Genomic DNA, 24,136 nt, shown 5'->3' with positions numbered 1-24,136 from the left:
TTGTAGGCATTGGTTGGGGGGAGGCACCTCTGCGGGTACTCAAAGTCTTTGCAGCGCCATCCCTAACGGGACGCCGTCAGGCAGCTTGCCGTCACGCGCGCAGCGATCTGTTTCCATATATTGCACCGGCTTTCCAGCAGAAGTCGCGGTGTTACCCTTCAAAAGCCCGTCTCAGGGCTTTTCTTACGATCAAGGCAGACTTTTCCGACCCTTCAAAGGCGAGGCCGGAAGTGGGAAAAGCGCCGGCACCCTCAAGGAGCCCCTCGCCATGCACGCCATCAGCTTTATCCAGGACTTGGCCGTGATCATGCTGGTGGCAGGGGTGGTCACCATCCTGTTTCACCGCTTCAAGCAGCCGGTGGTGTTGGGCTACATCGTCGCCGGCTTCATTATCGGTCCCCACACTCCGCCGTTTGGCCTGATCCACGATGAAGACACGATCAAGACCCTGGCGGAGTTGGGAGTCATCTTCCTGATGTTCTGCCTGGGCCTGGAATTCAGCCTGCGCAAGCTATTCAAAGTCGGGGCCACGGCGTTTATCGCGGCGTTCCTGGAAATCGTGCTGATGATCTGGATCGGCTACGAGATCGGCCGCTGGTTCGACTGGAGCACCATGGACTCGCTGTTCCTCGGCGCGATCCTGGCAATCTCCTCGACCACCATTATCGTCAAGGCCCTCAACGACCTGAAGATGAAAGACCAGCGGTTCGCCCAGCTGATTTTCGGTGTGCTGATTGTGGAGGACATCCTGGGTATCGGCATCATTGCCTTGCTGTCGAGCATCGCCGTGAGTGGCACGGTCAGCTCCGGCGAGGTGTTTTCCACGGTCGGCAAGCTCTCGCTGTTCATGATCGTCGCCCTAGTGATTGGTATTTTGCTGGTGCCGCGCCTGCTGGCCTATGTGGCAAAGTTCGAAAGCAACGAGATGCTGCTGATCACTGTATTGGGGCTGTGCTTCGGTTTCTGCCTGCTGGTGGTGAAGTTGGAATACAGCATGGTACTCGGGGCCTTTTTGATCGGCGCGATCATGGCTGAATCCCGCCAGTTGATTAAGATCGAACGCCTGATCGAACCCGTTCGCGACATGTTCAGCGCAATTTTCTTCGTGGCGATTGGCTTGATGATCGACCCGCAGATCCTGCTGCAATACGCCTGGCCCATTGCGGTGATCACCGTGGCCGTGGTGCTGGGCAAGATGCTGTCTTGCGGGCTGGGCGCGTTTATCGCCGGCAACGATGGTCGCACCTCGCTGCGGGTTGGTATGGGGCTGTCACAAATTGGCGAGTTTTCTTTCATCATCGCGGCGCTGGGGATGACCCTGCAGGTCACCAGCGACTTTCTGTATCCCGTGGCGGTGGCCGTTTCGGCGATCACCACACTGCTGACGCCCTACCTGATTCGCGGGGCCGATCCGCTGTCATTGAAGATCGCTGCAGTGATGCCCACGCGGATGAGCCGGGTATTGGGCATGTATGGCGAATGGCTGCGCAGCATTCAGCCGCAGGGCGAGGGGGCGATGTTGGCCGCGATGATCCGCAAGATCATTCTGCAGGTCGGGGTAAACCTGGCGTTGGTGATCGCGATCTTCTTTGCCGGCAGCTTTTTCGCGGAGCGCATCGGTGGGTATCTGGAGGGCTGGGTCAGCGATCAGAGTTGGCAGAAGGCGTTGATCTGGGGCGGGGCGCTGCTGGTGTCGTTGCCGTTTCTGATTGCGGCGTATCGCAAGCTCAAGGCGCTGTCGATGCTGCTGGCGGAGATGAGCGTGAAACCAGAAATGGCCGGGAGGCATACCCAACGTGTGCGAAGGGTGATTGCGGAGCTGATCCCCCTCTTGTCGCTGCTGGTGATCTTCCTGCTATTGGCAGCCTTGTCGGCCAGTATTCTGCCGACCAACAAGTTGCTGGTGTTGATTGCCGTGGTCACGGCGGCGGTGGCTGCAGTGCTCTGGCGCTGGTTTATCCGTGTACATACGCGGATGCAGGTTGCGTTGCTGGAGACGCTGGATAACCACAAGGATACGGAACACTGATTGGCGTTGGCGGGGGCTGCTTTGCAGCCCAGCGGGAGCAAGCTCCCTCGCCACAAAAGCCATCAAGTATCAGCTTTCCAGCCAGACGTCCCGTGCCCAGTGCCACACCGATTCCCAGGTTTCTTCGGTGACCAACTCTTCTTCGGCGGACCACAGCACGACGGTGCCGTCTTCTTCGACGCAGTAGTAGTCGTCGCCGTCCTGGCAGATAGGGATCAGGCTGCGATCAACACCGGCATCCCAGGCGTTGGCGGCAACGTCTGGCAGGTAAGTGTGGGACTGTGGGTCGGTGACGGTCACCGGCTCCAGGCTGCCGTAGACCACGTCACTGACGGTCAGCAAGAATTCACGGAAGACAAAGGGGATGTCGATGAACAGTTGTTCCTCGATTTCCACCAGCAGGTCTTCGTCAGGCAGCTCCAAAGGAACCGGGACCGGTTCGTTGGCTTCACGCAGTTGTTCGATGATTTCTTCCACGGCCGGGATCCTCTTGCTAGATGGCGCGGTTTATAGGGGCGTTTTATACAGTAGCTCGCTATAAGTGCAACCGTGAAATAGAAAACCCCGGACATGTCCGGGGTTTTTGTTACCGCTTGCTCAAACGCGCAGGTATTAGCCGTTCTGGCGGATACCGGCGACCAGCCATGGCTGGTCGTCGCCCTGGGCGCGTTCCATGTTCCAGCTTTCGCTGAACACTTCGCCCTGGTCGAAACGCGAGGACTTCGACACGCCGCTGAAGGTCAGGGTGGCGATGGTCTTGTCGGCACGATCATCCACGCCATCGAGCTGTACGCGCAGGTCGTCGATGTAGGTCGACTGGAAGGCGTCACCGATCTCGGCACGTTCGCGCTTGAGGAACTCCAGCAGTTGCGGGGTCACGAACTCGGAGATCTTGTCCATTTCGTTGGCGTCCCAATGCTGTTGCAGGGACTGGAAGTGGCTGCGGGCCGCTTCGACGAAACGCTCTTCGTTGAACCAGGCCGGTGCGTTGATCACCGGACGGGCGGCAGGAGCTGCCGAACCACCGAAGATCGAGCCCATGGCAGGCTTTTGCTCGAACGCTTCACGCTGCATCGGCGCGCCGGCTGGAGCCAGGTGCTCCTGCTGCTTGCGGCGACGGGCGGCGATAAAACGGAAGACCAGGAAGGCGATGACGCCCATGATCAGGATGTCGAAGATCTGCATGCCCTGGAAGCCGTCGCCCATGAACATGGACGCAAGCAGGCCACCGGCGGCGATGCCGGCCAGTGGGCCCAGCCAACGCGAAGCACCGCCAGCCTTGGCAGCAGCGCCAGCGGCACCGGCTGCGCCTGCAGTAGCCGCAGCACCGCCGGCACCGGCGGATGGAGCCATTTGGCTGGTCTGGTGAGTCGGTGCCGCGCCCGAGCTTTTGCCGCCACCGAAGCGTTTGGCGTTGGCGTCGAGGCTCATCGTCAGGCCGATGCACAACGCCATGGCGATGCTAAGAAAACGTTTCATATAGGGAATTCCCATTTGTGGATTGCACGCGCGCCATGTTGCACAGGTGTCGTGGCAGTGGCTAGCGGCATAATGTTTCGGGCTTTTGCGTAAGACCAAATCCGAAGGGTCTGTAGGACCAATTACAGATATTGGCCCGCACGCCTCTAAAACAAGGCTGGGCCAATAATCTTCATGTTACGCAGTGTTTCATGATGGTGGGCTTATTGTGGCCAGCTCAGACCGCTTCGAGCTTGGCGTAACCCATCATCAGCCACTTGCTGCCCTCGGCGAAGTTCACCTGCACCCGCGCCTGGGCGCCGGCGCCTTCGAAGTTGAGGATCACGCCTTCGCCGAAGATCGCATGCTTGACCTGCTGGCCCAGGCTGAACGGGGTTTCCGGTATTTCGGAACCGGCAAACATGCTGCTGGAGTTCTGTTGCTGGCCACCGCCGAACGGGCGGCTGACGCTGTTGGACAAGCGTACTTCCTGGATCAGACCCTTCGGCACCTCACGTACGAAGCGCGACACCTTGTTGTAGGTTTCGCTGCCGTACAGGCGTCGGGTCTCCGCGTAGGTCATCACCAGATTCTGCATCGCCCGGGTAATACCCACGTAGGCCAGGCGGCGTTCTTCTTCAAGGCGGCCGGGCTCTTCCAGGCTCATCTTGTGAGGGAACAGGCCTTCTTCCATGCCCACCAGGAACACATAAGGGAATTCCAGGCCTTTGGCGCTGTGCAAGGTCATCAGCTGGATGCTGTCTTCATGCTCGTCGGCCTGGGTATCGCCGGCTTCCAGCGAGGCGTGGCCCAGGAAGGCGGCGAGCGGCGTCAGCTCTTCGTCGTCCTCGGTGTTTTCGAACGCGCGGGCGGCGCTGACCAGTTCCTCAAGGTTTTCTACCCGGGCCTGGCCTTTCTCGCCTTTTTCCGCTTCGTGATAGGCGATCAGCCCGGACTGCTCGATCACGGTCTGAGTCATCAGGTGCAGCGGCATCTCTGCGCACTTGGCGGCCAGGTTCTCAATCAGCTCGACAAACACCCCCAACGCCCCCGCAGCACGGCCAGTCAGGCCTTTGTTGGCGATCAGCAAGCGCATGGCTTCCCACATCGACACATCGGCATGGCGCGCATGGTCGCGGATCGCTTCGACGGTTTTCTCGCCAATGCCACGCGCCGGGATGTTGATCACCCGCTCCAGCGCTGCATCGTTACCACGGCCTTCAAGCAAACGCAGGTAGGCCATGGCGTTCTTGATTTCGGCGCGTTCGAAGAAGCGCTGGCCGCCATAGATGCGGTACGGGATGCGTTCGCGCAGCAAGGCTTCTTCCAGCACCCGCGATTGGGCGTTGGAACGGTACAGAATCGCGATATCGCTGCGGGCCAGGCCGGTTTTCAGTGCGCTTTCGATGGTTTCGACCACGTAGCGCGCTTCATCGTGCTCATTGAACGCCGCGTACAGGTTGATCGCCTCGCCTTCGCCGCCGTCGGTCCACAGCTCTTTGCCCAGGCGCCCGGTGTTGTTGGCGATCAAGGCGTTGGCCGCCTTGAGGATCCCGGCGGTGGAGCGGTAGTTCTGCTCCAGGCGGATGGTCACCGCGTCCGGGAAGTCTTCGGAATACTGGTATATGTTCTCGATTTTCGCGCCACGCCAGCCGTAGATCGACTGGTCGTCATCGCCCACCACCATCAGGCTGTCACCGCCCTTGGCCAGCAGACGCAACCAGGCGTACTGCACGGCGTTGGTGTCCTGGAACTCGTCCACCAGGATATGGCGGAAGCGTTTCTGGTAATGGGCCAGCAAACCGGGGTTGTCGCGCCACAGGTCGAGGGCACGCAGCAGCAGTTCGGAGAAGTCGATGACGCCAGCGCGCACACAGGCCGCTTCATAGGCCTCATAAATGCTGCGCATGGTGGCCAGGAACAGGTCGCCGCTGGCCTGGATATGTTGCGGGCGCAGGCCCTCGTCTTTCTGGCCGTTGATAAACCACTGTGCCTGGCGCGCCGGCCAGCGTTGTTCGTCCAGGCCCAGTTCGCGGATCACGCGCTTGACCAGGCGTTGCTGGTCGTCGCTGTCGAGAATCTGGAAGGTCTGGCTCAGTCCGGCTTCCTGCCAATGCGCCCGCAACAGGCGGTGCGCCAGGCCGTGGAAGGTGCCCACCCACATGCCGGCCGGGCTGATGCCCATCAACTGCTCGATGCGATGACGCATCTCGGCAGCGGCCTTGTTGGTGAAGGTCACCGACAGGATGGAATGCGGGGACGCGTTTTCGACCTGGATCAACCAGGCGATACGGTGCACCAGCACTCGGGTTTTACCGGAGCCAGCACCGGCCAGGACCAACTGACGGCCAACGGGGGCCGCTACGGCCTGGCGTTGGGCATCGTTGAGGGAGTTCAGCAAAAGAGAGAGATCATCGCGCATCGACGCATTCTATGGGCCTTGGGGGGCCTGGGCAAATCCCAATGCCGGATGGTCGATGCAAAACGCCTGCAAGCTACCGACGGGCGAACATTCTGACGGGGGTGATGACCGGTTGGTCATCGCCCGCAGCCCATGCTGTGTCTTGCTCAAGCGGTCTGGGCCAAAGGTTTGCGGCCAATCGCAGCAGGTTTTTTATGACTTGTAGCAGTTTGGCCCAGGCGCTTGCTTGTGTATGCTCCGTCGACGTTTCGGGCTCACCATTATAAGAACACCGCCTATGACCCTTAGCACCGACCTGTTTGGCCCCTCGCCGGCCCCAGCGCAGGTCATCCGTAAACACTATGCAACCGAAATCGCGGTTGAGCGCACGCGCCTGCTGTATCAAGGTTCGTTGCTGCCGACGCTGCTGATGCTGGTCAACGGCCTGGTCTGCGCCTGGTTGCTGTGGAACCCCAATCAGTACCTGCTGGACAGCGTCTGGCTGCTCTGGCTGCTTGCCCTGGTGGCGATGCGCGTGATTCAAGTGGCAGCCTTTGATTCGGCCATGCCCAGCCGGCAGGCCCAGCCTGTGTGGCGCCGTATGTTCATGCTCGGCTCGGCGGTCAGTGGCCTGACCCTCTCCGTTGCGGCCATTGCCCTGGTGCCCACGGACAGCTTCATGCATCAGGCCTGGGTGTTTGGCCTGATCGGCGCCGCCACCTTGTCGGCCAGCGTGGCCTATGCCGTGAGCTTTTGGGCCTACCTGTCGTTTGCCTTGCCGTGCCTGGTGCCGGCCATCGTCTACCTGTTCTGGAATGGCACACCGCAGCAACAAGGCTGGGGCGTGCTCGGGCTGATCCTGCTGGCGTCCCTGAGCCTGGTGGCGTGGCAGGTCAACCGCCTGATCCAGCGCGGGTTGTTGCGCCGTTTCCAGAACCAGGCCCTGATCGAGCATTTACAACAGGCGCAGCAACGCAGTGAGCAGTTGAACCTGGAGCTGGTGCGCGAAGTCGAGCAGCGCCGCGAGGTGGAGCAAAACTTGCGTGAAGCCCAGGTCGGTCTGCAAGATCGTGTGGCGCAACGCAGCCAGCAATTGGATGCTGCCAGCCTCGCCTTGAGTAAAAGCGAAGCGCGCCTGGCCATGGCCCTGCAAGCCAGTGAACTGGGCCTGTGGGACTGGAACCTGCAAACCGACGAGGTCCACCACACGCAACTCAAGGAGTTGTTTGGCCTGGAGCCCGAATACGTCACGGCGATGCTCAGCCACCTCAAACCGCGCCTGCACCCCGACGATCTACCACTGCTCAAGCACGCACTGGTAGAGCATCTCAAAGGCCGCAGCGAGGACTATCAGGTGGAGTACCGGATACGTCATGGCGATGGGCATTGGGTGTGGATCGAAGATCGCGGGCGCGCCGTGGAGCGCACGCCCAGTGGCCGCGTCATCCGTATGCTGGGCACGCGCCGCGACATCAGCGCCGGCAAGGCGGTGGAGGAGCAGCAACGCCTGGCTTCGACGGTGTTCGAGGCGGCCAGCGAAGGCATTGTGATCCTCGACCCGAACTACGCGTTGATCGCCGTGAACCAGGCGTTCAGCCGCGTCACCGGTTTCGACATTGACGACATGCTTGGCCGCAACGTTGTGGAACTGCCCTGCAGTCGCGATGCGCGGCGCCACTTCCCGCTGATCCGCCAGGCATTGCTCAGCCACGGCACCTGGCAGGGCGAATTGGTGGAGACGCGCAAGAACGGCGAACTGTACCCGCAATGGCTACAACTGAATGTGGTGCGTGATGTACGGGGGAACGTCAGTCATATCGTAGGGTTCTTCGCCGATCTGTCCGCCCGGCGCGAGTCGGAAGAGCGCATGCGCTACCTCACCCACTACGACGAGTTGACCGGGCTGGCCAACCGCTCGCTGTTTCGCGAACGGCTGCGCGAAGCTCACCAGCGGGTGCGCCAAGGCGGTCGCAGCCTCGCGCTGCTGCATATCAACCTCGACCGCTTCAAATTGCTCAATGACAGCCTGGGCCATGAAGTGGCCGACCAACTGCTGCAAAAAATGGCGCGGCGCTTGATCAACGCGCTGCCGGAGGCCGACACCATCGCGCGCCTGTCCGGTGATGAATTCGCCGTACTGTTTGACGCCTATGGCAACTTATCCAGCCTGGCGCGGGTGGCGACCCGGTTGCTGGCGAAGCTGCGCGTGCCGGTGAACGTGGAGGGGCATGAGCTGGTGGTAAGCGCCTCTATGGGCGTCAGCCTGTTGCCTGATAACGCACGGGAAATTTCTGCACTGGTCAGCCAGGCGAATATGGCGATGCAGCACGCCAAGCATTTGGGCGGGAATAATTTCCAGTTCTTCACCGACAGCCTGCAAGCCAGCACCCTGGAGCGTTTGCAGTTGGAAAACCACCTGCGCAAAGCCATTGACGAGCGTCAGCTCACGGTGTTCTACCAACCCAAGCTATGCCTGGTCACTGGCAAGCTGAAGGCTGCCGAGGCGTTGGTCCGCTGGGAACATCCGCAGTGGGGCATGGTGCCGCCGAGTGACTTTATCGGTTTGGCGGAAGAAACCGGCTTGATCGTGCCGTTGGGCGAATTTGTGCTGCGCCAGGCCTGCTGGCAGGCCTGCGAATGGCAGCGTCAGGGGCTGGCGCCGATTCGCGTGTCGGTCAACCTGTCGGTGCATCAACTGCGCCAGGGCAAGCTGGTCAGCCTGGTACGTCAAGTGCTGGAAGAAACCGCACTGGACCCGCAGTACCTGGAGCTGGAACTGACCGAAAGCCAGTTGCTCGACAGCGTTGAGCACATCATCGCCACCTTCCAGCAGTTGCGCGACCTGGGGGTGAAGCTGGCCATCGACGACTTTGGCACCGGTTATTCGTCCCTCAGCTACCTCAAGCGTATCCCGGTGGACTACGTAAAAATCGACCAGGCCTTTATCCGGGGGCTTGGCCAGGGGCGCGAGGATGCGGCCATCACCCGTGCGATCATCGCCATGGCCCACGGGTTGGCCCTCAAGGTAGTGGCCGAAGGGGTGGAGGATCAGCAGCAGCTGGATTTCCTGCGCGGTGAGCAGTGCGACGAGGTACAGGGTTACCTGATCAGCCCGCCCATGAGGGCCGAAGGGCTGGCGGATTTGTTACGCAAAAACGCAGATTTTTCTTAACGCAGCGTAGGCCGCCTTTATGGCTACATAGCGCCTGCCCGCTGAATCAGAGGGGAGTAGGGCGATTTAGTGATGCATCGAGCGGGCAAAACGACAATTCTTGTAGTATAACTACAAGCTTGCTACATCCCTGGCGCCTGCCAATAACAAGAGTCCTGCCCTTTGAACCTGTTGCAACATATCGCCCAGTCGCGCCACCTGTTACGCAAATCGGAACTCAAGGTTGCCGATCATGTGCTGCTTGACCCTGCGGCCGTGATGCACAGTTCCATGGCCGACCTGGCCCACAGCGTGGGCATCAGCGAGCCGACCATCGTGCGCTTCTGCCGCGCCATTGGTTGCTCCGGCTTTCAGGACCTCAAGCTCAAGCTGGCGCAAAGCCTGGCTGCCGGTGCGAGCTTCGGCCAGTTTGCAATTCATGAAGACGACTCCGTCGCCGACTACAGCCTGAAAATCTTCGACACCACCTTGCACACCTTGATGGAGGTGCGTGAGAAGCTCGACCCGGTGGAGCTGCAAAAGGCCGTGACCGCAATGTCCCAGGCCCAGCGCGTCGAGTTCTACGGCTTCGGTGCGTCCGGCGCGGTGGCGGCCGATGCCCAGCACAAGTTCTTCCGCCTGCTGCTGACCGCCGCGGCCTACAGCGACCCGCACATGCAGGCGATGTCGGCGGTGACCTTGAAGCCCACTGACGTGGCCATCTGCATTTCCCAATCAGGTCGTTCCAAAGACCTGCTGATCACCGCCAACCTGGTGCGTGAGAGCGGCGCGTCGTTGATTACCCTGTGCCCGAGCCAGACGCCATTGGCGGAGTTGTCCACGGTGAACCTGGCGATCGACGTGCATGAAGACACCGAAATCTACACGCCGCTGACCTCGCGCATTGCCCACCTGGTGGTCATCGACGTGTTGGCGATGGGCGTGGCCATGGCCCGTGGCCCGAGCCTGGTCAACCACCTCAAGAGCGTGAAGCGCAGCTTGCGTAGCCTTCGCCTCTCGCCAAAATCCGTCAAAGCCCTCGACGACTGAGGGTCTGTGGGAGCTGGCTTGCCTGCGATAGCGGTCTGCCAGTTACCCTCTTCATTGCCTGATACACCGCCATCGCAGGCAAGCCAGCTCCCACATGGTTTTGCGCCAGCTTCGCAAGATTCATCATCCTGTAATCCCCGCGCCGCCAAACCGTCATCCCCCGCGCCCATCCTGTACTCCCCGTACTCGCATTGGGAGACTCCAAATGACCCGGCCCTACGAAGACAGCAACAGCACCGTCAAGACCCGTCGTCAGCAGGAAGACCAGCGCCGCATGGCGTTCCGTCGCGCCATCGAAGACCGTTGCGAGGAGCGCCAGTTGCTCCAGAGCATCAGTGACTACCCGGAACTGCATTGGCAGGTACCCGTGGCTGCCCAGCGAAACGCTCAGCCAGCGCGCTGATCTGCACCCGTTCGCTGCGAATAAAGCCCAGGAACGCATGGGCCACCGGTGACAGGCGTTTAGCCTTGGCCTGTACCAGGCACCAACTGCGGTACAGCGGCAGTTCTTCCACAGGCAGCTCCTTGAGCCCGCCCGTGGCCAGCTCCAGGTTCAAGGCGTGGCGCGTCAGCAGGGCCACGCCCAACCCTGCACTCACACATTCACGCTGCGCCTCGGCCGAGGCCACTTCCACCGTCTGGGTGAAGTGCACGCGTTTTTCCTTGAAATATTCCTCGCAGGCCAGTCGCGTGCCAGAGCCCGGTTCGCGGATGAGCAGGGTATAAGGCTCCAGGTCTTGCAGGCGCAGCGGCCCTTGCAGGCTCAACGGATGATCCGGCAATGCCACGGCGACAATCGGATTGTTGAGAAACGGCAGGAATTCCAGGCCCATGTCCTGGGGTACCATGGACATGATCACCAGGTCGTCGCGGTTGTCCGAGAGCCGGCGGATCACCTGGGCACGGTTGACCACCGTGAGCTGCAATTGCACTTCCGGATGCTGGCGCTTGAAGGCGGCGAACAGGTGCGGCACGAAATACTTGGCGCTGGACTCCACCGCCAGTTTCAGTTGGCCTTGCAGTGAACCCTGCATGTCCGACAGCTGCATATCGAGGTTTTCCAGGCGCCCGAAGATGTCGCGGCTGGCCCGTTGCAAAGCTTCGGCGGCCTCGGTCATGTAGAGTTTTTTGCCGACATAGTCGAACAGCGGTTGGCCGATCAGTTCTTCCAGCTGGCGAATTTGCAGGCTGACCGCCGGTTGGGTGAGGGACATTTCCTCGGCGGCACGGCTGTAGGAACGCAAATCACACACTTCATTGAAGATCTGCAATTGGCGCAATGTCATACGCATCAATGACTTACGCATTTTATAAAGCCTCGGCCCCTTGGTGTTCCGGCTAACTATAAGTCTTTACTTATACACAGCCCAATAATTATTGATTTTTGTTAATTCTCCTGTGCGCATAGTGTGTGTCTCGCGACTGTCATGAAACATTTGGTCACGCGCCGGCCCGGCTGCAACGGGTCGAAGCACGCAAATCGGCTCAAGGGAATTTCCAAGTGATAAAAAAGATCCTGATCGCCAACCGTGGTGAAATTGCCGTACGAATCGTGCGTGCCTGCGCCGAGATGGGCATTCGCTCGGTCGCGGTTTATTCGGACGCCGACCGCCATGCGTTGCACGTCAAGCGTGCCGACGAAGCCCACAGCATCGGTGCCGAGCCACTGGCCGGTTACTTGAACCCGCGCAAGCTGGTGAACCTGGCGGTGGAAACCGGCTGCGATGCGCTGCACCCCGGCTACGGCTTCCTGTCGGAAAACGCCGAATTGGCAGATATCTGTGCCGAGCGCGGCATCAAGTTCATCGGCCCTTCGGCAGAAGTGATTCGCCGCATGGGCGACAAGACCGAAGCGCGCCGCAGCATGATCAAGGCCGGTGTGCCGGTCACGCCGGGCACCGAAGGCAACGTTGCCGACATCCACGAAGCCCTCACTGAAGGCGACCGTATCGGTTACCCGGTGATGCTCAAGGCCACCTCCGGTGGTGGCGGCCGTGGCATTCGTCGTTGCAACAGTCGCGAAGAACTTGAACAAGCCTTTCCCCGCGTGATTTCCGAAGCCACCAAGGCCTTCGGTTCGGCGGAAGTGTTCCTGGAAAAATGCATCGTCAATCCCAAGCACATCGAAGCGCAGATCCTCGGTGACAGCTTTGGCAACGTGGTGCACCTGTTCGAACGTGATTGCTCGATCCAGCGTCGCAACCAGAAGCTGATCGAAATCGCCCCCAGCCCGCAACTGACCCCGGAACAGCGCGCCTACATCGGCGATCTGTCGGTGCGCGCTGCCAAAGCCGTGGGCTACGAGAACGCCGGTACCGTGGAGTTCCTGCTCGCCGAGGGCGAGGTGTACTTCATGGAGATGAACACGCGGGTGCAGGTGGAACACACCATCACCGAAGAAATCACCGGCATCGATATCGTTCGCGAGCAAATCCGCATCGCCTCCGGCCTGCCGTTGTCAGTCAAGCAGGAAGACATCCAGCACCGGGGTTTCGCGTTGCAGTTTCGTATCAACGCTGAAGACCCGAAGAACAACTTCCTTCCAAGCTTCGGCAAGATCACCCGTTACTACGCCCCCGGCGGCCCCGGCGTGCGTACCGACACGGCGATCTACACCGGCTACACCATCCCGCCGTTCTACGACTCCATGTGCCTGAAACTGGTGGTGTGGGCGTTGACCTGGGAAGAAGCCATGGACCGCGGCCTGCGTGCCCTGGACGACATGCGCCTGCAAGGCGTGAAGACCACTGCCGCCTATTATCAGGAAATCCTGCGCAACCCGGAATTCCGTAGCGGCCAGTTCAATACAAGCTTTGTGGAAAGCCACCCTGAGCTGACCAACTACTCGATCAAGCGCAAACCCGAAGAGCTGGCCCTGGCCATCGCCGCCGCCATCGCCGCCCACGCAGGCCTGTGAGGAATATAACAATGAGCAAGAAGATCTTCGTAACCGACACCATCCTGCGCGACGCCCACCAATCGTTGCTGGCCACCCGCATGCGCACCGACGACATGCTGCCGATCTGCGACAAGCTCGACAAAGTCGGCTACTGGTCCCTGGAAGTCTGGGGCGGCGCGACCTTCGACGCCTGTGTGCGCTTCCTCAAGGAAGACCCGTGGGAGCGCCTGCGCCAACTGCGCGCCGCACTGCCCAATACGCGCCTGCAAATGCTGCTGCGCGGCCAGAACCTGCTGGGCTACCGCCATTACAGCGACGACGTGGTCAAAGCCTTCGTGGCCAAGGCGGCGGTCAACGGTATCGACGTGTTCCGCATTTTCGATGCAATGAACGACGTGCGTAACCTGCGCGTGGCCATTGAAGCGGTGAAAGCCGCTGGCAAACATGCACAAGGCACCATCGCCTACACCACCAGCCCAGTGCATACCGTGGAAGCGTTCGTGGCCCAGGCCAAGCAATTGGAAGCCATGGGCTGCGACTCCATCGCGATCAAGGACATGGCCGGCCTGCTCACGCCCTACGCCACTGGCGAACTGGTCAAGGCACTCAAAGCCGAGCAGAACCTGCCGATCTTTATCCATTCACACGACACCGCCGGCCTGGCCGCGATGTGCCAACTCAAGGCCATCGAAAACGGTGCCGACCACATCGATACGGCCATCTCCAGCTTTGCCTGGGGCACCAGCCATCCGGGCACCGAGTCGATGGTCGCAGCCCTTAAAGGCAGCGAGTTCGACACCGGCCTCGACCTGGAACTGCTGCAAGAGATCGGCCTGTACTTCTACGCCGTGCGCAAGAAGTACCACCAGTTCGAGAGCGAATTCACCGCCGTCGACACCCGTGTGCAAGTCAACCAGGTGCCGGGCGGGATGATCTCCAACCTGGCCAACCAGCTCAAAGAGCAGGGCGCCCTCAACCGCATGAGCGAAGTGCTGGCCGAGATTCCACGAGTGCGTGAAGACCTCGGCTTCCCGCCATTGGTAACCCCGACCTCGCAGATCGTCGGCACCCAGGCGTTCTTCAACGTATTGGCCGGCGAGCGCTACAAAACCATCACCAACGAAGTGAAGCTCTACCTGCAAGGCGGTTACGGCAAGGCGCCGGGCACGGTGAACGAAAAACTGCGCCGCCAGGCCATCGGCAGCGAAGACGTGATCGACGTGCGCCCGGCGGATTTGCTCAAGCCGGAAATGACCAAGCTGCGCGGCGAAATCGGTGCATTGGCCAAGTCCGAAGAAGACGTGCTGACCTACGCCATGTTCCCGGACATCGGGCGCAAGTTCCTCGAAGAACGCGACGCCGGCACCCTGGCCCCTGAAGTGTTGTTGCCGATCCCGGAAGCGGGCGGCGTGGCCCGTGCTGGCGGTGAAGGTGTACCGACCGAATTCGTTATCGACGTGCACGGCGAAAGCTACCGTGTGGATATCACCGGTGTCGGTGTAAAGGCCGAAGGCAAGCGTCACTTCTACCTGTCCATCGACGGTATGCCGGAAGAAGTGGTGTTCGAGCCGCTAAACGAATTTGTCAGCAGCGGCGGCAGCAAGCGCAAGCACGCGACCGAACCGGGCCATGTCAGCACGGCGATGCCGGGCAATATCGTCGATGTGCTGGTCAAGGTCGGCGACGTGGTCAAGGCCGGCCAGGCCGTGTTGATTACCGAAGCCATGAAGATGGAGACCGAAGTGCAGGCAGCGATTGCCGGTAAGGTCGCCGCTGTTCATGTGGCCAAAGGCGACCGGGTGAACCCTGGGGAAATCCTGATTGAGATCGAAGGCTGATTACTCAGCCTTCCAACTACCGCTTAAACCTCGGGGGGCATGTGCCCCCTTTTTTTGCTGATTTTTTGACCATCAGGCGGTGATTGCCGGGCTCTCCTTGCGTTTGAATTCGACAAAAATGCCCTTCGGGGTGTAGATCAATTCAGGTTCCAGGGTGGTCAGGTTACTGCTGATGGCGCCGAACCTCCCATCGATGGTGCTTGCTTTGGCGATGGGTAGCTGGCGCTTGAGCAACTCGTCGCTCTCTGGCTGTACGTCAAGGTGCAGGGTGGGGTTCCCCAACGTTAATGTGTTGCCGACGTTCAGCACGGAGTGCTGCTGATCCACGCCGATTTTGAAATTCACGCTCGATCCTGGTTTCAGATTCAGATCATTGGTGATTCTTGTCCGTGCAGTGATCGTGGGATCGAGCAGCAGGGTGCCGGCTACGTTAAGATTGTCGACGTTACCGCCGGAGTAGCTCGCGCCCGGCTCGATATCCATTGTGCCCTTGATCCCACTACGGTTGATCAACGTCGCGTCGCTGTACACCTTGCCTTGTCGGTTGGCGTGCAGTGCACCGGTCAGTTCCCAGGAGCCTTTGCCGACCCACAGATGCTGCATTCTTGTCGCCCCTTCAAAAGTCCCTCCTTCAGCATCGTCGAGAATCACCTGATTGGTGCCACTGCCCCCATCCACTTCGCCGTTGAAACGGCTGCCTTTCTTGATAATCAACAGATCGTCACCGCCTCCCATGTCGAGGGCTACGCCGTTGCCGCCGGTGATAACGCCCTGATTGGTCACTTCATCGGCTTTATTTCCGTCCAGCTTCACACCCGTGCCTGTTGCACCGGTGATGCCCCCTCGGTTATCCAGCCAGACGGAGGTGAGCCCGGAGCTGACCAAGCCATGAACAGGCGCCTTGATCTGTACATCCGGGCTGTTGACGATTTCAACGGCTGTCATGAGGTGGGGGTTAGCCAGGTTGGCGTCGCTTTGGGTCAGTTTGGCCAAGTGATCGATATTCATACCGTGACTGCTCGCTGAGCCTGGGGTAGTCATGAGTTTGATGGTATGGGTATTGAGCAAGCCATTGGACGGTTGGCTATGGGCAGTCTTGAGCTCGCCAGACGTTGCTGGCGGGTGTACAGGTGGTTGCGATGGTGTGGCCGGGGTGACGGCAGCGGCGAGGGACTGGGTGCCATGGGCAAACAGCATGCCCATGGACGGGATAAACGAGAATGGCGAGATCATGGTTTCCGGCCTCTTCGGTGTAGGAGGCCGGAGTGTAGCGAGCACAATCACCGGCTTAATGTCAGGCGTTATAACCGGCTTGAGCGTGAAGTTTCCTCAGTTGCTGTCTTAAAACCCCATCTTCCATTCGCCTACCAGCCCATGGTTACGGCTGTTACTGCCGACCTCAGCGGTGTACGCGACGCTCACTGCCTGGTGAGCAGAAAGGCCTATGTCCAACCCCGTGCGCAGGGCCAGGCTGTCGCGGTTCAGCGAGACGCCATCGACGGTGAAGTCACTCTTTTCTCCGGTCAGGTCAATCAGTCGAGAAGATTGCTTCACGCTGCTTTGCACGTCGCCGTAGAGGTGCTTCCAGTGGGTGCTCAAATGCGGGGACAGGCTCATGTTGTTATCAAAACGATAAAGGCTGCCCAAGCGAAGCCCCAGGGTGCTGCTGAGGTTTTGCTGGGTTTGCGCACCGACATTCAACGCCGCAAAGCCGCCTTTTTCCTTGAAGCCTTCACGATGGTAGCGCTGGTACCCCAGGCCTGCGAACGGCTCGACGCTTAACGTATCCTTGCCCAGCTGGTAGCCCATTTCGCCAAACACGGTTTGGCTTTGGGCCGTGTATTTGCCTTTGAGTTGCTCGCGATAACCCAAGAAGTCGATATCGACACCGCGTTTGTTTTGCCCGTCATGGTTGCTGTAGATGGCACCCAGGCGCAGAGCCAGCGGGCCGTCCTGGCGTACGGCGTATGCGCCCAGATGCCAGCTGTCGAGTGCTGCTTTGAAACGCTTGTGCTCAAACTCGCTTTCGGATTTACCTCCCACCACACCGGCACGCCAAGCGTGGTCGACTGCCCAGTCGGCGCCCAGAACAACGCCCTTGGTGCTTTGCTGCAACCCGACGCTGCCATATTGGCCGTCAAGTTTGCCGTTGTGGCTGAGGCCTTTTACCCAGATGCGGCCATCGGCGTCGTCTGCGACGTTTGCTGGCAGGTCGCGCAGGACCGAGAGCAGCGTGTCGCTGACCTGTTGCGTGCTCATTTGGGTGGCTGCGGCAAGGTTGGCATTCTGGCTGCCCGCGAGTTGTTCGAGGGCCTGAGCGACCTTCCCCGGTGCGAGGTTATTGAGGTATTCGCCGATATTGCCCAGTTCGTACCTGTCCCAGGGGGTGAGTTTGTCTGATTCAAGTAGCGATTTGACCGCCGCGTCCACGGCCAGCGCCAGGCGCTGGCCGTTGCGAGTGTTTGTGTGTTCGGCCAGGTAAAAATCGACGGGGGCGTCTGTCGAAAGGCGATGCAAGACGCCGTCACGATTGATTGACCCGGTCAGGTCTGTGATCCCGGACCGATCGAACACGTGTTCCACGCTTCCCTGCGCTTGGGCAAATTGAATGCTGCTGGCGGCCAGCCCGAAGGACATGACGAGCACGAGTCGCTGTAAGGTGAATGGCATGCAGTCCCAACCTCTTGATTAATGAGGCCGGGAATTTAGGCGAGGTGAGGGGGGGATAACTGTCAGGCCATCGACCCCTGATTTGCGGGAGTTGTCTCTAGTACGGTGCGATTAAAAACTCATCTGCCATTGGCCGGTCAGCGCATGGTTGCGGCTGTTGCTGCCCACTTCGCCTGTATAGCCCAGGCCCAGGCGATGGCGGGCGGATAAGCCAAGGTCCAGGCCCGCTTCCAGCAACAGGCTGTCCCGATCCAGGGCGCTGCCTTGCACATTGAACGCCGTGCCCCCGGCCAGGAAGGCCTGGCCGGTGGTGCTGTCGACATCGCCATAGGTGTGCTTCCAGCCAACGCTGGCGCGGGGTGTGAGGCTGACGCCGTTGTCCAGCTGGCTCAGATGCGCCAGGCGCAGGCCGAAGGTGCTGCTGAAGTTGTCCTGGGTCTGGCCCTTGACGTGTAACGCAGCGGCGCCGCCTTTTTCGTTATAGCCGTCGCGCTGGTAGCGCTGGTAGCCGAGGTTGGCGAACGGCTCTGCGCTCAAGCGCCCTGCGCCAAGGGCGTATCCCAGTTCAGCAAAAGCCTGCTGACTGTTGGCGTCATAGTCGCCTTTGGGGCGGTCGTTAAAACCGCTGAAGGCCACCGTGCGTTTACTGTCGCCTTGGTGCCCGCTGTAGGCAGCACCCAGGCGCAAGGCCAGTGCGCCACTCTGGCGCAGGGCATAGACGCCGGCGTGCCAGCTGTCGACGCTGCCGTCCACACCGGCGGTGTCCAGGTCGGTCTTGGAATAACCCCCCAGCACACCCAGGCGCCAGTCGCCGTCCAGCGCCCAATCGGCACCGAGCACTGTGCCCTTGGTGCGTTGGGTCAAACCGTTACTGCCGTGCTCGCCGTCGAGCTTGCCGTAGCTGCCGATACCTTGCAGCCACAGGCGGCCGCGGGCGTTCGGGTCATTGAGGTTGCGCACCTCGGCGGGTACCCCGGTGGCCGCCAGTGCGGGCGTGTTTTTGCCGTCCAGCCCCACCAGCAGTCCCGCACCGCCACCCACCTGGTGCATGGCGGCGAGCATGCTGTTGCCCACTTGAGCACTGGCATTGAGGGTGGCGCTGGTGAGGCTCGCAGTGCTGCTACCCGCCAGTTGTTCGATGGCTGCACCGGCCGTGGCGGTGGTGGTATTGAGCAGGGCGTTGTACAGCGGATTGTTCGTGCCCAGGCCCGCCAGGCTGCTGGCGGCGCTGGCACCGTTGGCGGTTCTGGCGAACTGGTTGAAGGCGATGTCGTTACGTGTGTACGTGAGGCCGACCTGAGTGGCGCTGTAGTCCAGGGTTGGGGTCAGGAAGGCGTAGTCGCTGGTAACCTTGCCAAACGTGCCGTTGATGCTGCCGGCTTGCAGCACGCTGTAATGGCTTTGCCACGGGTAGGTGCCTTCGCCGGGGTTGACCGCCAGGGTCGCGCCATTAAGGTAAGCGATGCCGCCGACCTTGATCGGTGCGCTACTGCCGTCGGCGTCGACGCCATAGGCGAGGGTCGAGCCGCTGCCCATGCGCAAGTCACGGCTGATGCTGGCGGTACCCAAAGCGGTGTTGGTCTGCAGGGTGCCGTTCACCAGCAGGCTGCCCACCGAGCCGCCACCGGCATACACACCGCCTGCATCGACCGTCACATTACCGGCAATGCCGCCTTGGTTGACCAGCTTGGCACCGCTGGAAATCTTGCCGCCGTCGCTGAAGTCACCCTGGCCGGTCAACGTCCAGGTGCCTTGCTTGACCTCCAGCCATTCAAGGTTGCGGCTGTCGCTAAAACTACCCCCTGCGACGTCGTCCAGGGTCAGTCGGTCGTAACCGCTGCCGCCGTCTACCGTGCCGATAAAGCGGCTGCCATTGCGCAAGATCAGGTGATCGTCACCGCCGCCCAAGTCCAGGGCCAAGCCATTGCTGGCGCTGATCGTGCCGCTGTTGATGACCGTGTCGGCGTAGTTGCCGACGAACTTCACGCCAAAGCCATCCAGGCCCTGAATCGTGCCGTGGTTCTCCAGGGTGGTAGTCGCAAGCCCGGGCCCGTCGCTGCCGTCGTCCACCAGGATGGCATTGTTGGCACCACTGATCAGCGCGCCCCTGGCGTTGTAGATAGCGCCACCGCCCAGGGCGATCCCTTCGCTGCCGTTGGCGAAGCCGTTCTTGTCGACACCCCCGGCACCGACGCCCTGGATGACGCCGTAGTTTTCGATATGGGCGATCTTGTCGATGTCCACGCCGTCACCGTCGCCATCCGGTTGCAGCCCGGAGAACGCGCCGGTGATGGTGCCGTGGTTGATCACAGTGCCGTCGCCATCGGAACCAAAGCCTGAGCCGTTGCGGCCGATCACGGTGCCGTAGTTGGTCAGCGCGGCACCCTCGTCCGTGGTGATGCCATGGCGGCCACCGGAAATCAGGCCGTAATTGGTGATCGTCACGCCGCTGGCGGAGTCGATGTCCACGCCATCGAACTTGTCATCGCGGGAGAAGGTGTTGCCGGTGGAAATCTCGCCGTAGTTAGTGATAGAGGCGTTGGCGCCGGTCTTCATGCCGTCGCTGGCCTCCCCGTGAATCAAACCACCGGCACGGTTGATGATGGTGGTGGTGACGTTGCTGCTGCGCAGCGCATCCAGGTCCAGCCCTTGGCCGGTGGCCGAGCGAATGGTGCCGCTGTTGTCGATCAGCACGCTGCCGCTGGCAACGTTACTGTTGATGCGCAACGCATCATTGGCGCCTTGGATCACCCCGCCGGCAAGGTTGTAAATGCTGTACCTGCGCTCCCCGCTGACACTCCCCGAACTGTCGATACCCCGACCGCCACTGGAGACCAGCTTGCCCGCGTTCGTCACCACCACCCCCGCACCGCGGGTGCCGTCCTTGAGCGTCACCGCCACCCCAGAGGTTCTAATGCTGCCAGGCGCCGACGTGGTCAACGTATCACTGCCCCCCAAGGTTTGCCCCTGGGTGGTAGGCGTGTCGATCTGCAGGGTTTTGGCTGCGGCTGCTTCGATGAAACCGCCGCTGGCCAACAGGGTGATGGTGAGCGCGAAGCGTTGAGGAGACGGGGGCATGCTGGGCGACCTTGTTATGGCAAGCGAGTCGACCTGTATAGCGGAGGGGAGTTGCAGGAATGTGTCGAAAAGATGACGACAATGAATATGCAATCTATTGCAGATCCTTGAGCCTATTCAGCCTGAGCGCTGCAATATATTGCACATTCTGCACGTCAACCGCGCCGCACGTAGCCCTTGCCGAAATGCCGCTCCATCCGCGCCTGGATCAATTCGAGCCCCAGGGACATCACCCAATAAATGATCGCCGCCGTCGTGAGCATCTCGATATAGCGGTAGCTTGAGCGGCCATAGGACTGCGCCAGAAACATCACTTCCCACACGCCCATCACCGAGATCAGCGACGAATCCTTGAGCATCGAGATGAACTGGTTGGTGGCCGGCGGGATGATGGTGCGCATGGCCTGGGGCAGCGTCACGTGCCAGAAGATCGCCCTGTCGCGCATGCCCAGGGCCAGCGCAGCCTCGCGTTGACCATGGGGCACACCGAGGATGCCGGCGCGGAAAATCTCGCTCAGGTAGGCGCCGTAATTCAGTGACAACGCGATGATCCCGGCGACGATGGCGCCTGGCACCAGCCCCAATTGCGGCAGGCCCAGGTAGATCAACAGGATCTGGATCAGCAGCGGCGTGCCGCGAAAGAACGAGGCGTAGAAACTGGCGATGCCGAACGCCACGGCACTTTTGGACAGGCGCCCCAACGCGGTGATAAAGCCCAGCACCGACGACGCGACAATGGCGCACAGACACAAGAACAGCGTCAGCGCCGCGCCTTGCAGGAAGCCGTTGGGCGCAAGGTGCAGGCCGACCAGGTTGGGCAGCTTGTCGAGGATGATCGAGAACTTCAGGTCAAAGCTCAGGAAAAAACTCGCAAACAGGGCGAACAGCGCCGCCCAGGTCAGGTAAAGCCGTAGGCGAAAACTCATCGGCTTATATCGGCGCCGATCCATTTTTGCGACAGCGCGCTCAAGGTGCCGTCCTGCTTGAGCTGGGCGAAGACCTCACGCACTTTGCTGTCCCACTGCGGGTCGCCTTTCTCGATGGCCACCGAGTTGGGCTCCGAGTACAGCGGCGCACCGGCGAGCTTGAAACGCTTGTCCTGGGTCAGGCGCGGCTGCGCGGTGACCAGGTTGGTGAGGATCGCATCCAGGCGCACGCCAGCGCCCAGGCCCAGATCCTGGAACGCCACGTTGTCGGTGTCGTACGGGGCGATCTGCACCTCCTCGAACGGGTACTGCAACTGCGTGTCTTCGGCGCCTTCGATCACCAGGTTCTTGTTCAGGTAGCTTTCGTAGCTCGAGGCGCTGGTGAGGCCGACTTTCTTGCCGCTCAGGTCCTTCGCTTCGTGGATGCGATCGTCCTTGGCATTGACCACGATCACGGCGGGTGAGGCGTAGTACTCCACCGGGAAGTCGAACACCTCGGCGCGTGCCTTGCTTGGGGTCATGGAGCAGATGCAAATGTCGTAGCGCCCGCTCCAGCGGCCGGCGGCGATCACGTCCCAGGACGGGGTTTCCAGGCGCAACTTCACGCCCAGTTTTTGCGCCACGGCCTTGGCCACGTCCACGTCGAAACCGTCGAGCTGATTCTGGTCATTGAGAAATGAAAACGGCGGATAGCTTTCCATCAGCACGCCGACCAGCTCTTTCTTCTGCTCGACACGATCCAGCGTGGCACCGCCAAAGGCTTGGGTTGAGGCAGCCAACATCGTCAGGCCCAGGGCCAACAGCGGTCTGAATTTCAAAATCGAACACCTGAATAAAAAAGAGGTTGTTATTAACCGAACGGTACGCATTAAATAGTTATAAGAACGACTCTCATAGTGAGTTATTTTCATAAGCATATGAGTAAAAAGCATATGGGCGCAGTAAGCACAGTAATTCTCGATGGTGGCATGGGCCGTGAACTGCAACGCCGTGGCGCGCCGTTCCGTCAGCCGGAATGGTCGGCACTGGCCTTGAGCGAAGCGCCGCAAGCGGTGGAGGCGGTGCACGCGGCCTACATCGACAGCGGCGCCAATGTGATCACCAGCAACAGTTACGCGGTGGTGCCGTTCCACATTGGCGAAGCGCGGTTTGCCCAAGAAGGGCAGGCGCTCGCCGCCCTGGCCGGTGAGTTGGCGCGACGGGCGGTGCAGGCCTCCGGTAAAGCCGTGCAGGTAGCCGGCTCACTGCCGCCGCTGTTTGGCTCTTATCGCCCAGATCTGTTCCAGGCCGAGCGCGTCAGTGAGTTGCTCACTCCCTTGGTGAACGGCCTGGCCCCGCATGTCGATCTGTGGCTGGCGGAAACCCAGAGCTCGATCGCTGAAGCGTGGGCGATCCATGCCGTGCTGCCTAAGGATGGCAAGCCGTTCTGGCTGTCGTTTACCTTGAAAGACGAAGACACCGACGAGGTGCCGCGCCTGCGCTCCGGCGAACCAGTGGCGGACGCAGCCGAGGCGGCGGCGCAACTGGGCGTGCAGGTATTGCTGTTCAACTGCAGCCAGCCGGAAGTGATCGGCGCGGCCATTGATGCGGCGCGGAAAACTTTCGAACGATTGGGTGTAGCGATTCAGATCGGCGCCTACGCCAACGCCTTCCCACCGCAACCCAAGGAGGCCACGGCCAACGATGGTCTGGACCCGTTGCGCGACGACCTCGACCCACCCGGCTACTTGCAGTGGGCGGCGGATTGGCAAGCGCGCGGCGCCAGCCATCTGGGTGGATGCTGCGGCATCGGACCGGAGCATATTGCGGTGCTGGCCCAGAAGTTGGCTGGCTGAGCCTAAGTTCGGAGAGTCGCCACCCTCCAATGTGGGAGCTGGCTTGCCTGCGATGGCATCAACTGGTTTTGCCTGATACACCGAGGTGTCTGTATCGCAGGCAAGCCAGCTCCCACACATGTGAGTATTAACCCCGACACTCGGTGAGTGTCTTCAACTGGCCCGAACCACTCTGGTTCGCCTCCGACAACCACGCCTCAAACCCGGCACCGACCTTCGGCCATTCCGAATCCAGGATCGAATACCACGCCGTATCGCGGTTCTGCCCCTTGACCACCATGTGCTGGCGGAACACCCCTTCAAAACTGAACCCCAAGCGCTCGGCTGCGTACTTGGACCGCGCGTTGCCGTTGTTGCACTTCCACTCCAGCCGACGGTAGCCCTGCTCGAACGCATACTTTGCCAGCAGGTACACCGCTTCGGTGCTTTTCGGCGAGCGCTGCATGGGTGCGCCGAAGGTGACGTGGCCGATTTCGATACGGCCTTGCGCCGGGACGATGGACATCAGGCTGAGGATGCCCTGAACCTGGCCCGTCGCACGGTCGACCACGCTAAAAAAGTACGGGTCGCTGTGAGCGGCGTGGTTGTTCAACCAGGTGTCGAAGGCACTGCGCTCGGTGAACGGGCCGTAGGGCAAGTAATCCCACAGCTTCGGGTCGGCCCCTGGGCCGTCAAGGGCCTGCCACAGTTGATCGGCATGGCGCGCCGGGTCGAGCTTTTCCAGGTGGATAAAACGCCCTTCAAGCAGTTGCGCAGTCGGCGCCGGGACGCCTCTCCAATCAGCGAGGGAATTGATCATGC

The 24,136-nt window shown here is 60.8% G+C and carries 17 protein-coding genes; 7 read left to right on the top strand and 10 right to left on the bottom strand.

Annotated features, from left to right (window positions below):
• The first annotated feature begins 268 nt into the window (after positions 1-268).
• Positions 269-2,029, top strand: a complete 1,761-nt coding sequence (locus tag GIV35_RS09045; protein ID WP_200647446.1) for a cation:proton antiporter — start codon at positions 269-271, stop codon at positions 2,027-2,029.
• Positions 2,030-2,098: 69 nt separating this feature from the next.
• Here GIV35_RS09045 and GIV35_RS09040 read toward each other — a convergent pair whose 3' ends face one another.
• The 3 genes from GIV35_RS09040 to uvrD form a co-directional block, all read right to left on the bottom strand.
• Positions 2,099-2,506 carry an SMI1/KNR4 family protein gene (locus GIV35_RS09040; protein WP_014720555.1) on the bottom strand — a complete coding sequence of 136 codons (408 nt, stop codon included), beginning with the start codon at positions 2,504-2,506 and terminating at the stop codon, positions 2,099-2,101.
• Positions 2,507-2,641: 135 nt separating this feature from the next.
• Positions 2,642-3,508, bottom strand: a complete 867-nt coding sequence (locus tag GIV35_RS09035; RefSeq protein ID WP_003195740.1) for a Tim44 domain-containing protein — start codon at positions 3,506-3,508, stop codon at positions 2,642-2,644.
• A gap of 217 nt (positions 3,509-3,725) precedes the next feature.
• On the bottom strand, positions 3,726-5,909 hold the full coding sequence (uvrD, locus tag GIV35_RS09030) for a DNA helicase II (RefSeq protein WP_014720554.1): 2,184 nt from the start codon (positions 5,907-5,909) through the stop codon (positions 3,726-3,728).
• Between the two features lie 277 nt (positions 5,910-6,186).
• Here uvrD and GIV35_RS09025 point away from each other — a divergent pair, with 277 nt between their 5' ends.
• The 3 genes from GIV35_RS09025 to GIV35_RS09015 all read left to right on the top strand — a co-directional run bounded on the left by GIV35_RS09025 (position 6,187) and on the right by GIV35_RS09015 (position 10,492).
• Positions 6,187-9,060: an EAL domain-containing protein gene (locus GIV35_RS09025; protein ID WP_198714601.1), complete on the top strand. Its 2,874-nt coding sequence runs from the start codon at positions 6,187-6,189 to the stop codon at positions 9,058-9,060.
• Between the two features lie 162 nt (positions 9,061-9,222).
• Positions 9,223-10,089, top strand: coding sequence for a transcriptional regulator HexR (gene hexR / locus GIV35_RS09020; RefSeq protein WP_003177007.1), 867 nt, complete (start codon positions 9,223-9,225; stop codon positions 10,087-10,089).
• A 205-nt stretch (positions 10,090-10,294) separates the two neighbouring features.
• Entirely contained in the window at positions 10,295-10,492 is a 198-nt protein-coding gene (locus GIV35_RS09015) for a PA3496 family putative envelope integrity protein (protein ID WP_200647444.1), read from the top strand.
• Here GIV35_RS09015 and GIV35_RS09010 read toward each other — a convergent pair.
• Entirely contained in the window at positions 10,422-11,396 is a 975-nt protein-coding gene (locus tag GIV35_RS09010) for a LysR family transcriptional regulator (RefSeq protein ID WP_034129151.1), read from the bottom strand. The genes GIV35_RS09015 and GIV35_RS09010 overlap by 71 nt on opposite strands.
• Before the next feature lie 194 nt (positions 11,397-11,590).
• Here GIV35_RS09010 and GIV35_RS09005 point away from each other — a divergent pair, with 194 nt between their 5' ends.
• Together GIV35_RS09005 and oadA are read left to right on the top strand one after the other, a co-directional pair.
• Positions 11,591-13,006 (top strand): acetyl-CoA carboxylase biotin carboxylase subunit, encoded by a 1,416-nt coding sequence (locus GIV35_RS09005; RefSeq protein ID WP_003195732.1) that lies wholly within the window; start codon positions 11,591-11,593, stop codon positions 13,004-13,006.
• 11 nt (positions 13,007-13,017) lie between these two features.
• Positions 13,018-14,826, top strand: coding sequence for a sodium-extruding oxaloacetate decarboxylase subunit alpha (gene oadA, locus GIV35_RS09000; protein ID WP_034129149.1), 1,809 nt, complete (start codon positions 13,018-13,020; stop codon positions 14,824-14,826).
• Between the two features lie 72 nt (positions 14,827-14,898).
• Here oadA and GIV35_RS08995 read toward each other — a convergent pair whose 3' ends face one another.
• From GIV35_RS08995 to GIV35_RS08975, 5 genes are all read right to left on the bottom strand, one after another.
• Positions 14,899-15,834, bottom strand: a complete 936-nt coding sequence (locus GIV35_RS08995; RefSeq protein ID WP_146120428.1) for a hypothetical protein — start codon at positions 15,832-15,834, stop codon at positions 14,899-14,901.
• A 333-nt stretch (positions 15,835-16,167) separates the two neighbouring features.
• Positions 16,168-17,496 carry an autotransporter outer membrane beta-barrel domain-containing protein gene (locus tag GIV35_RS08990; protein ID WP_105229010.1) on the bottom strand — a complete coding sequence of 443 codons (1,329 nt, stop codon included), beginning with the start codon at positions 17,494-17,496 and terminating at the stop codon, positions 16,168-16,170.
• Between the two features lie 111 nt (positions 17,497-17,607).
• A complete protein-coding gene (locus GIV35_RS08985) occupies positions 17,608-20,574 on the bottom strand; it encodes an autotransporter outer membrane beta-barrel domain-containing protein (RefSeq protein ID WP_236264489.1) in 2,967 nt (988 codons plus the stop codon).
• Positions 20,575-20,729: 155 nt separating this feature from the next.
• Entirely contained in the window at positions 20,730-21,500 is a 771-nt protein-coding gene (locus GIV35_RS08980) for an amino acid ABC transporter permease (protein WP_014720547.1), read from the bottom strand.
• Positions 21,497-22,318, bottom strand: a complete 822-nt coding sequence (locus tag GIV35_RS08975; protein WP_034129145.1) for an ABC transporter substrate-binding protein — start codon at positions 22,316-22,318, stop codon at positions 21,497-21,499. The genes GIV35_RS08980 and GIV35_RS08975 overlap by 4 nt, the downstream gene beginning before the upstream one ends.
• A gap of 114 nt (positions 22,319-22,432) precedes the next feature.
• On the opposite strand from GIV35_RS08975, the gene GIV35_RS08970 reads away from it, so the two are divergent.
• Positions 22,433-23,335: a homocysteine S-methyltransferase family protein gene (locus GIV35_RS08970; protein ID WP_236264488.1), complete on the top strand. Its 903-nt coding sequence runs from the start codon at positions 22,433-22,435 to the stop codon at positions 23,333-23,335.
• Between the two features lie 127 nt (positions 23,336-23,462).
• On the opposite strand, the gene GIV35_RS08965 is transcribed toward GIV35_RS08970, so the two are convergent.
• Positions 23,463-24,134: a GNAT family N-acetyltransferase gene (locus GIV35_RS08965; RefSeq protein WP_236264487.1), complete on the bottom strand. Its 672-nt coding sequence runs from the start codon at positions 24,132-24,134 to the stop codon at positions 23,463-23,465.
• Between the last annotated feature and the right edge of the window lie 2 nt (positions 24,135-24,136).

The sequence above is a fragment of the Pseudomonas sp. PA-1-6B genome (genome assembly GCF_021609545.1).
GTDB classification, from domain to species: Bacteria; Pseudomonadota; Gammaproteobacteria; order Pseudomonadales; family Pseudomonadaceae; genus Aquipseudomonas; species Aquipseudomonas fluorescens_BV.
The sequence above is the reverse complement of the archived record's forward strand: the minus strand, read 5'-3'. Positions and strand labels throughout refer to the sequence as shown.

What these genes read in the sequence shown, in the direction of transcription:
- oadA (WP_034129149.1), top strand. Translation starts at nt 13,018, where the DNA reads ATGAGCAAGAAGATCTTCGTAACCGACACCATCCTGCGCGACGCCCAC.
- GIV35_RS09025 (WP_198714601.1), top strand. Translation starts at nt 6,187, where the DNA reads ATGACCCTTAGCACCGACCTGTTTGGCCCCTCGCCGGCCCCAGCGCAG.
- GIV35_RS08995 (WP_146120428.1), bottom strand. Translation starts at nt 15,834, where the DNA reads ATGAATATCGATCACTTGGCCAAACTGACCCAAAGCGACGCCAACCTG.
- GIV35_RS08965 (WP_236264487.1), bottom strand. Translation starts at nt 24,134, where the DNA reads ATGATCAATTCCCTCGCTGATTGGAGAGGCGTCCCGGCGCCGACTGCG.
- GIV35_RS09015 (WP_200647444.1), top strand. Translation starts at nt 10,295, where the DNA reads ATGACCCGGCCCTACGAAGACAGCAACAGCACCGTCAAGACCCGTCGT.
- GIV35_RS08985 (WP_236264489.1), bottom strand. Translation starts at nt 20,574, where the DNA reads ATGCCCCCGTCTCCTCAACGCTTCGCGCTCACCATCACCCTGTTGGCC.
- uvrD (WP_014720554.1), bottom strand. Translation starts at nt 5,909, where the DNA reads ATGCGCGATGATCTCTCTCTTTTGCTGAACTCCCTCAACGATGCCCAA.
- GIV35_RS08970 (WP_236264488.1), top strand. Translation starts at nt 22,433, where the DNA reads ATGGGCGCAGTAAGCACAGTAATTCTCGATGGTGGCATGGGCCGTGAA.
- GIV35_RS09035 (WP_003195740.1), bottom strand. Translation starts at nt 3,508, where the DNA reads ATGAAACGTTTTCTTAGCATCGCCATGGCGTTGTGCATCGGCCTGACG.
- GIV35_RS08980 (WP_014720547.1), bottom strand. Translation starts at nt 21,500, where the DNA reads ATGAGTTTTCGCCTACGGCTTTACCTGACCTGGGCGGCGCTGTTCGCC.
- GIV35_RS09045 (WP_200647446.1), top strand. Translation starts at nt 269, where the DNA reads ATGCACGCCATCAGCTTTATCCAGGACTTGGCCGTGATCATGCTGGTG.
- GIV35_RS09010 (WP_034129151.1), bottom strand. Translation starts at nt 11,396, where the DNA reads ATGCGTAAGTCATTGATGCGTATGACATTGCGCCAATTGCAGATCTTC.
- GIV35_RS08990 (WP_105229010.1), bottom strand. Translation starts at nt 17,496, where the DNA reads ATGCCATTCACCTTACAGCGACTCGTGCTCGTCATGTCCTTCGGGCTG.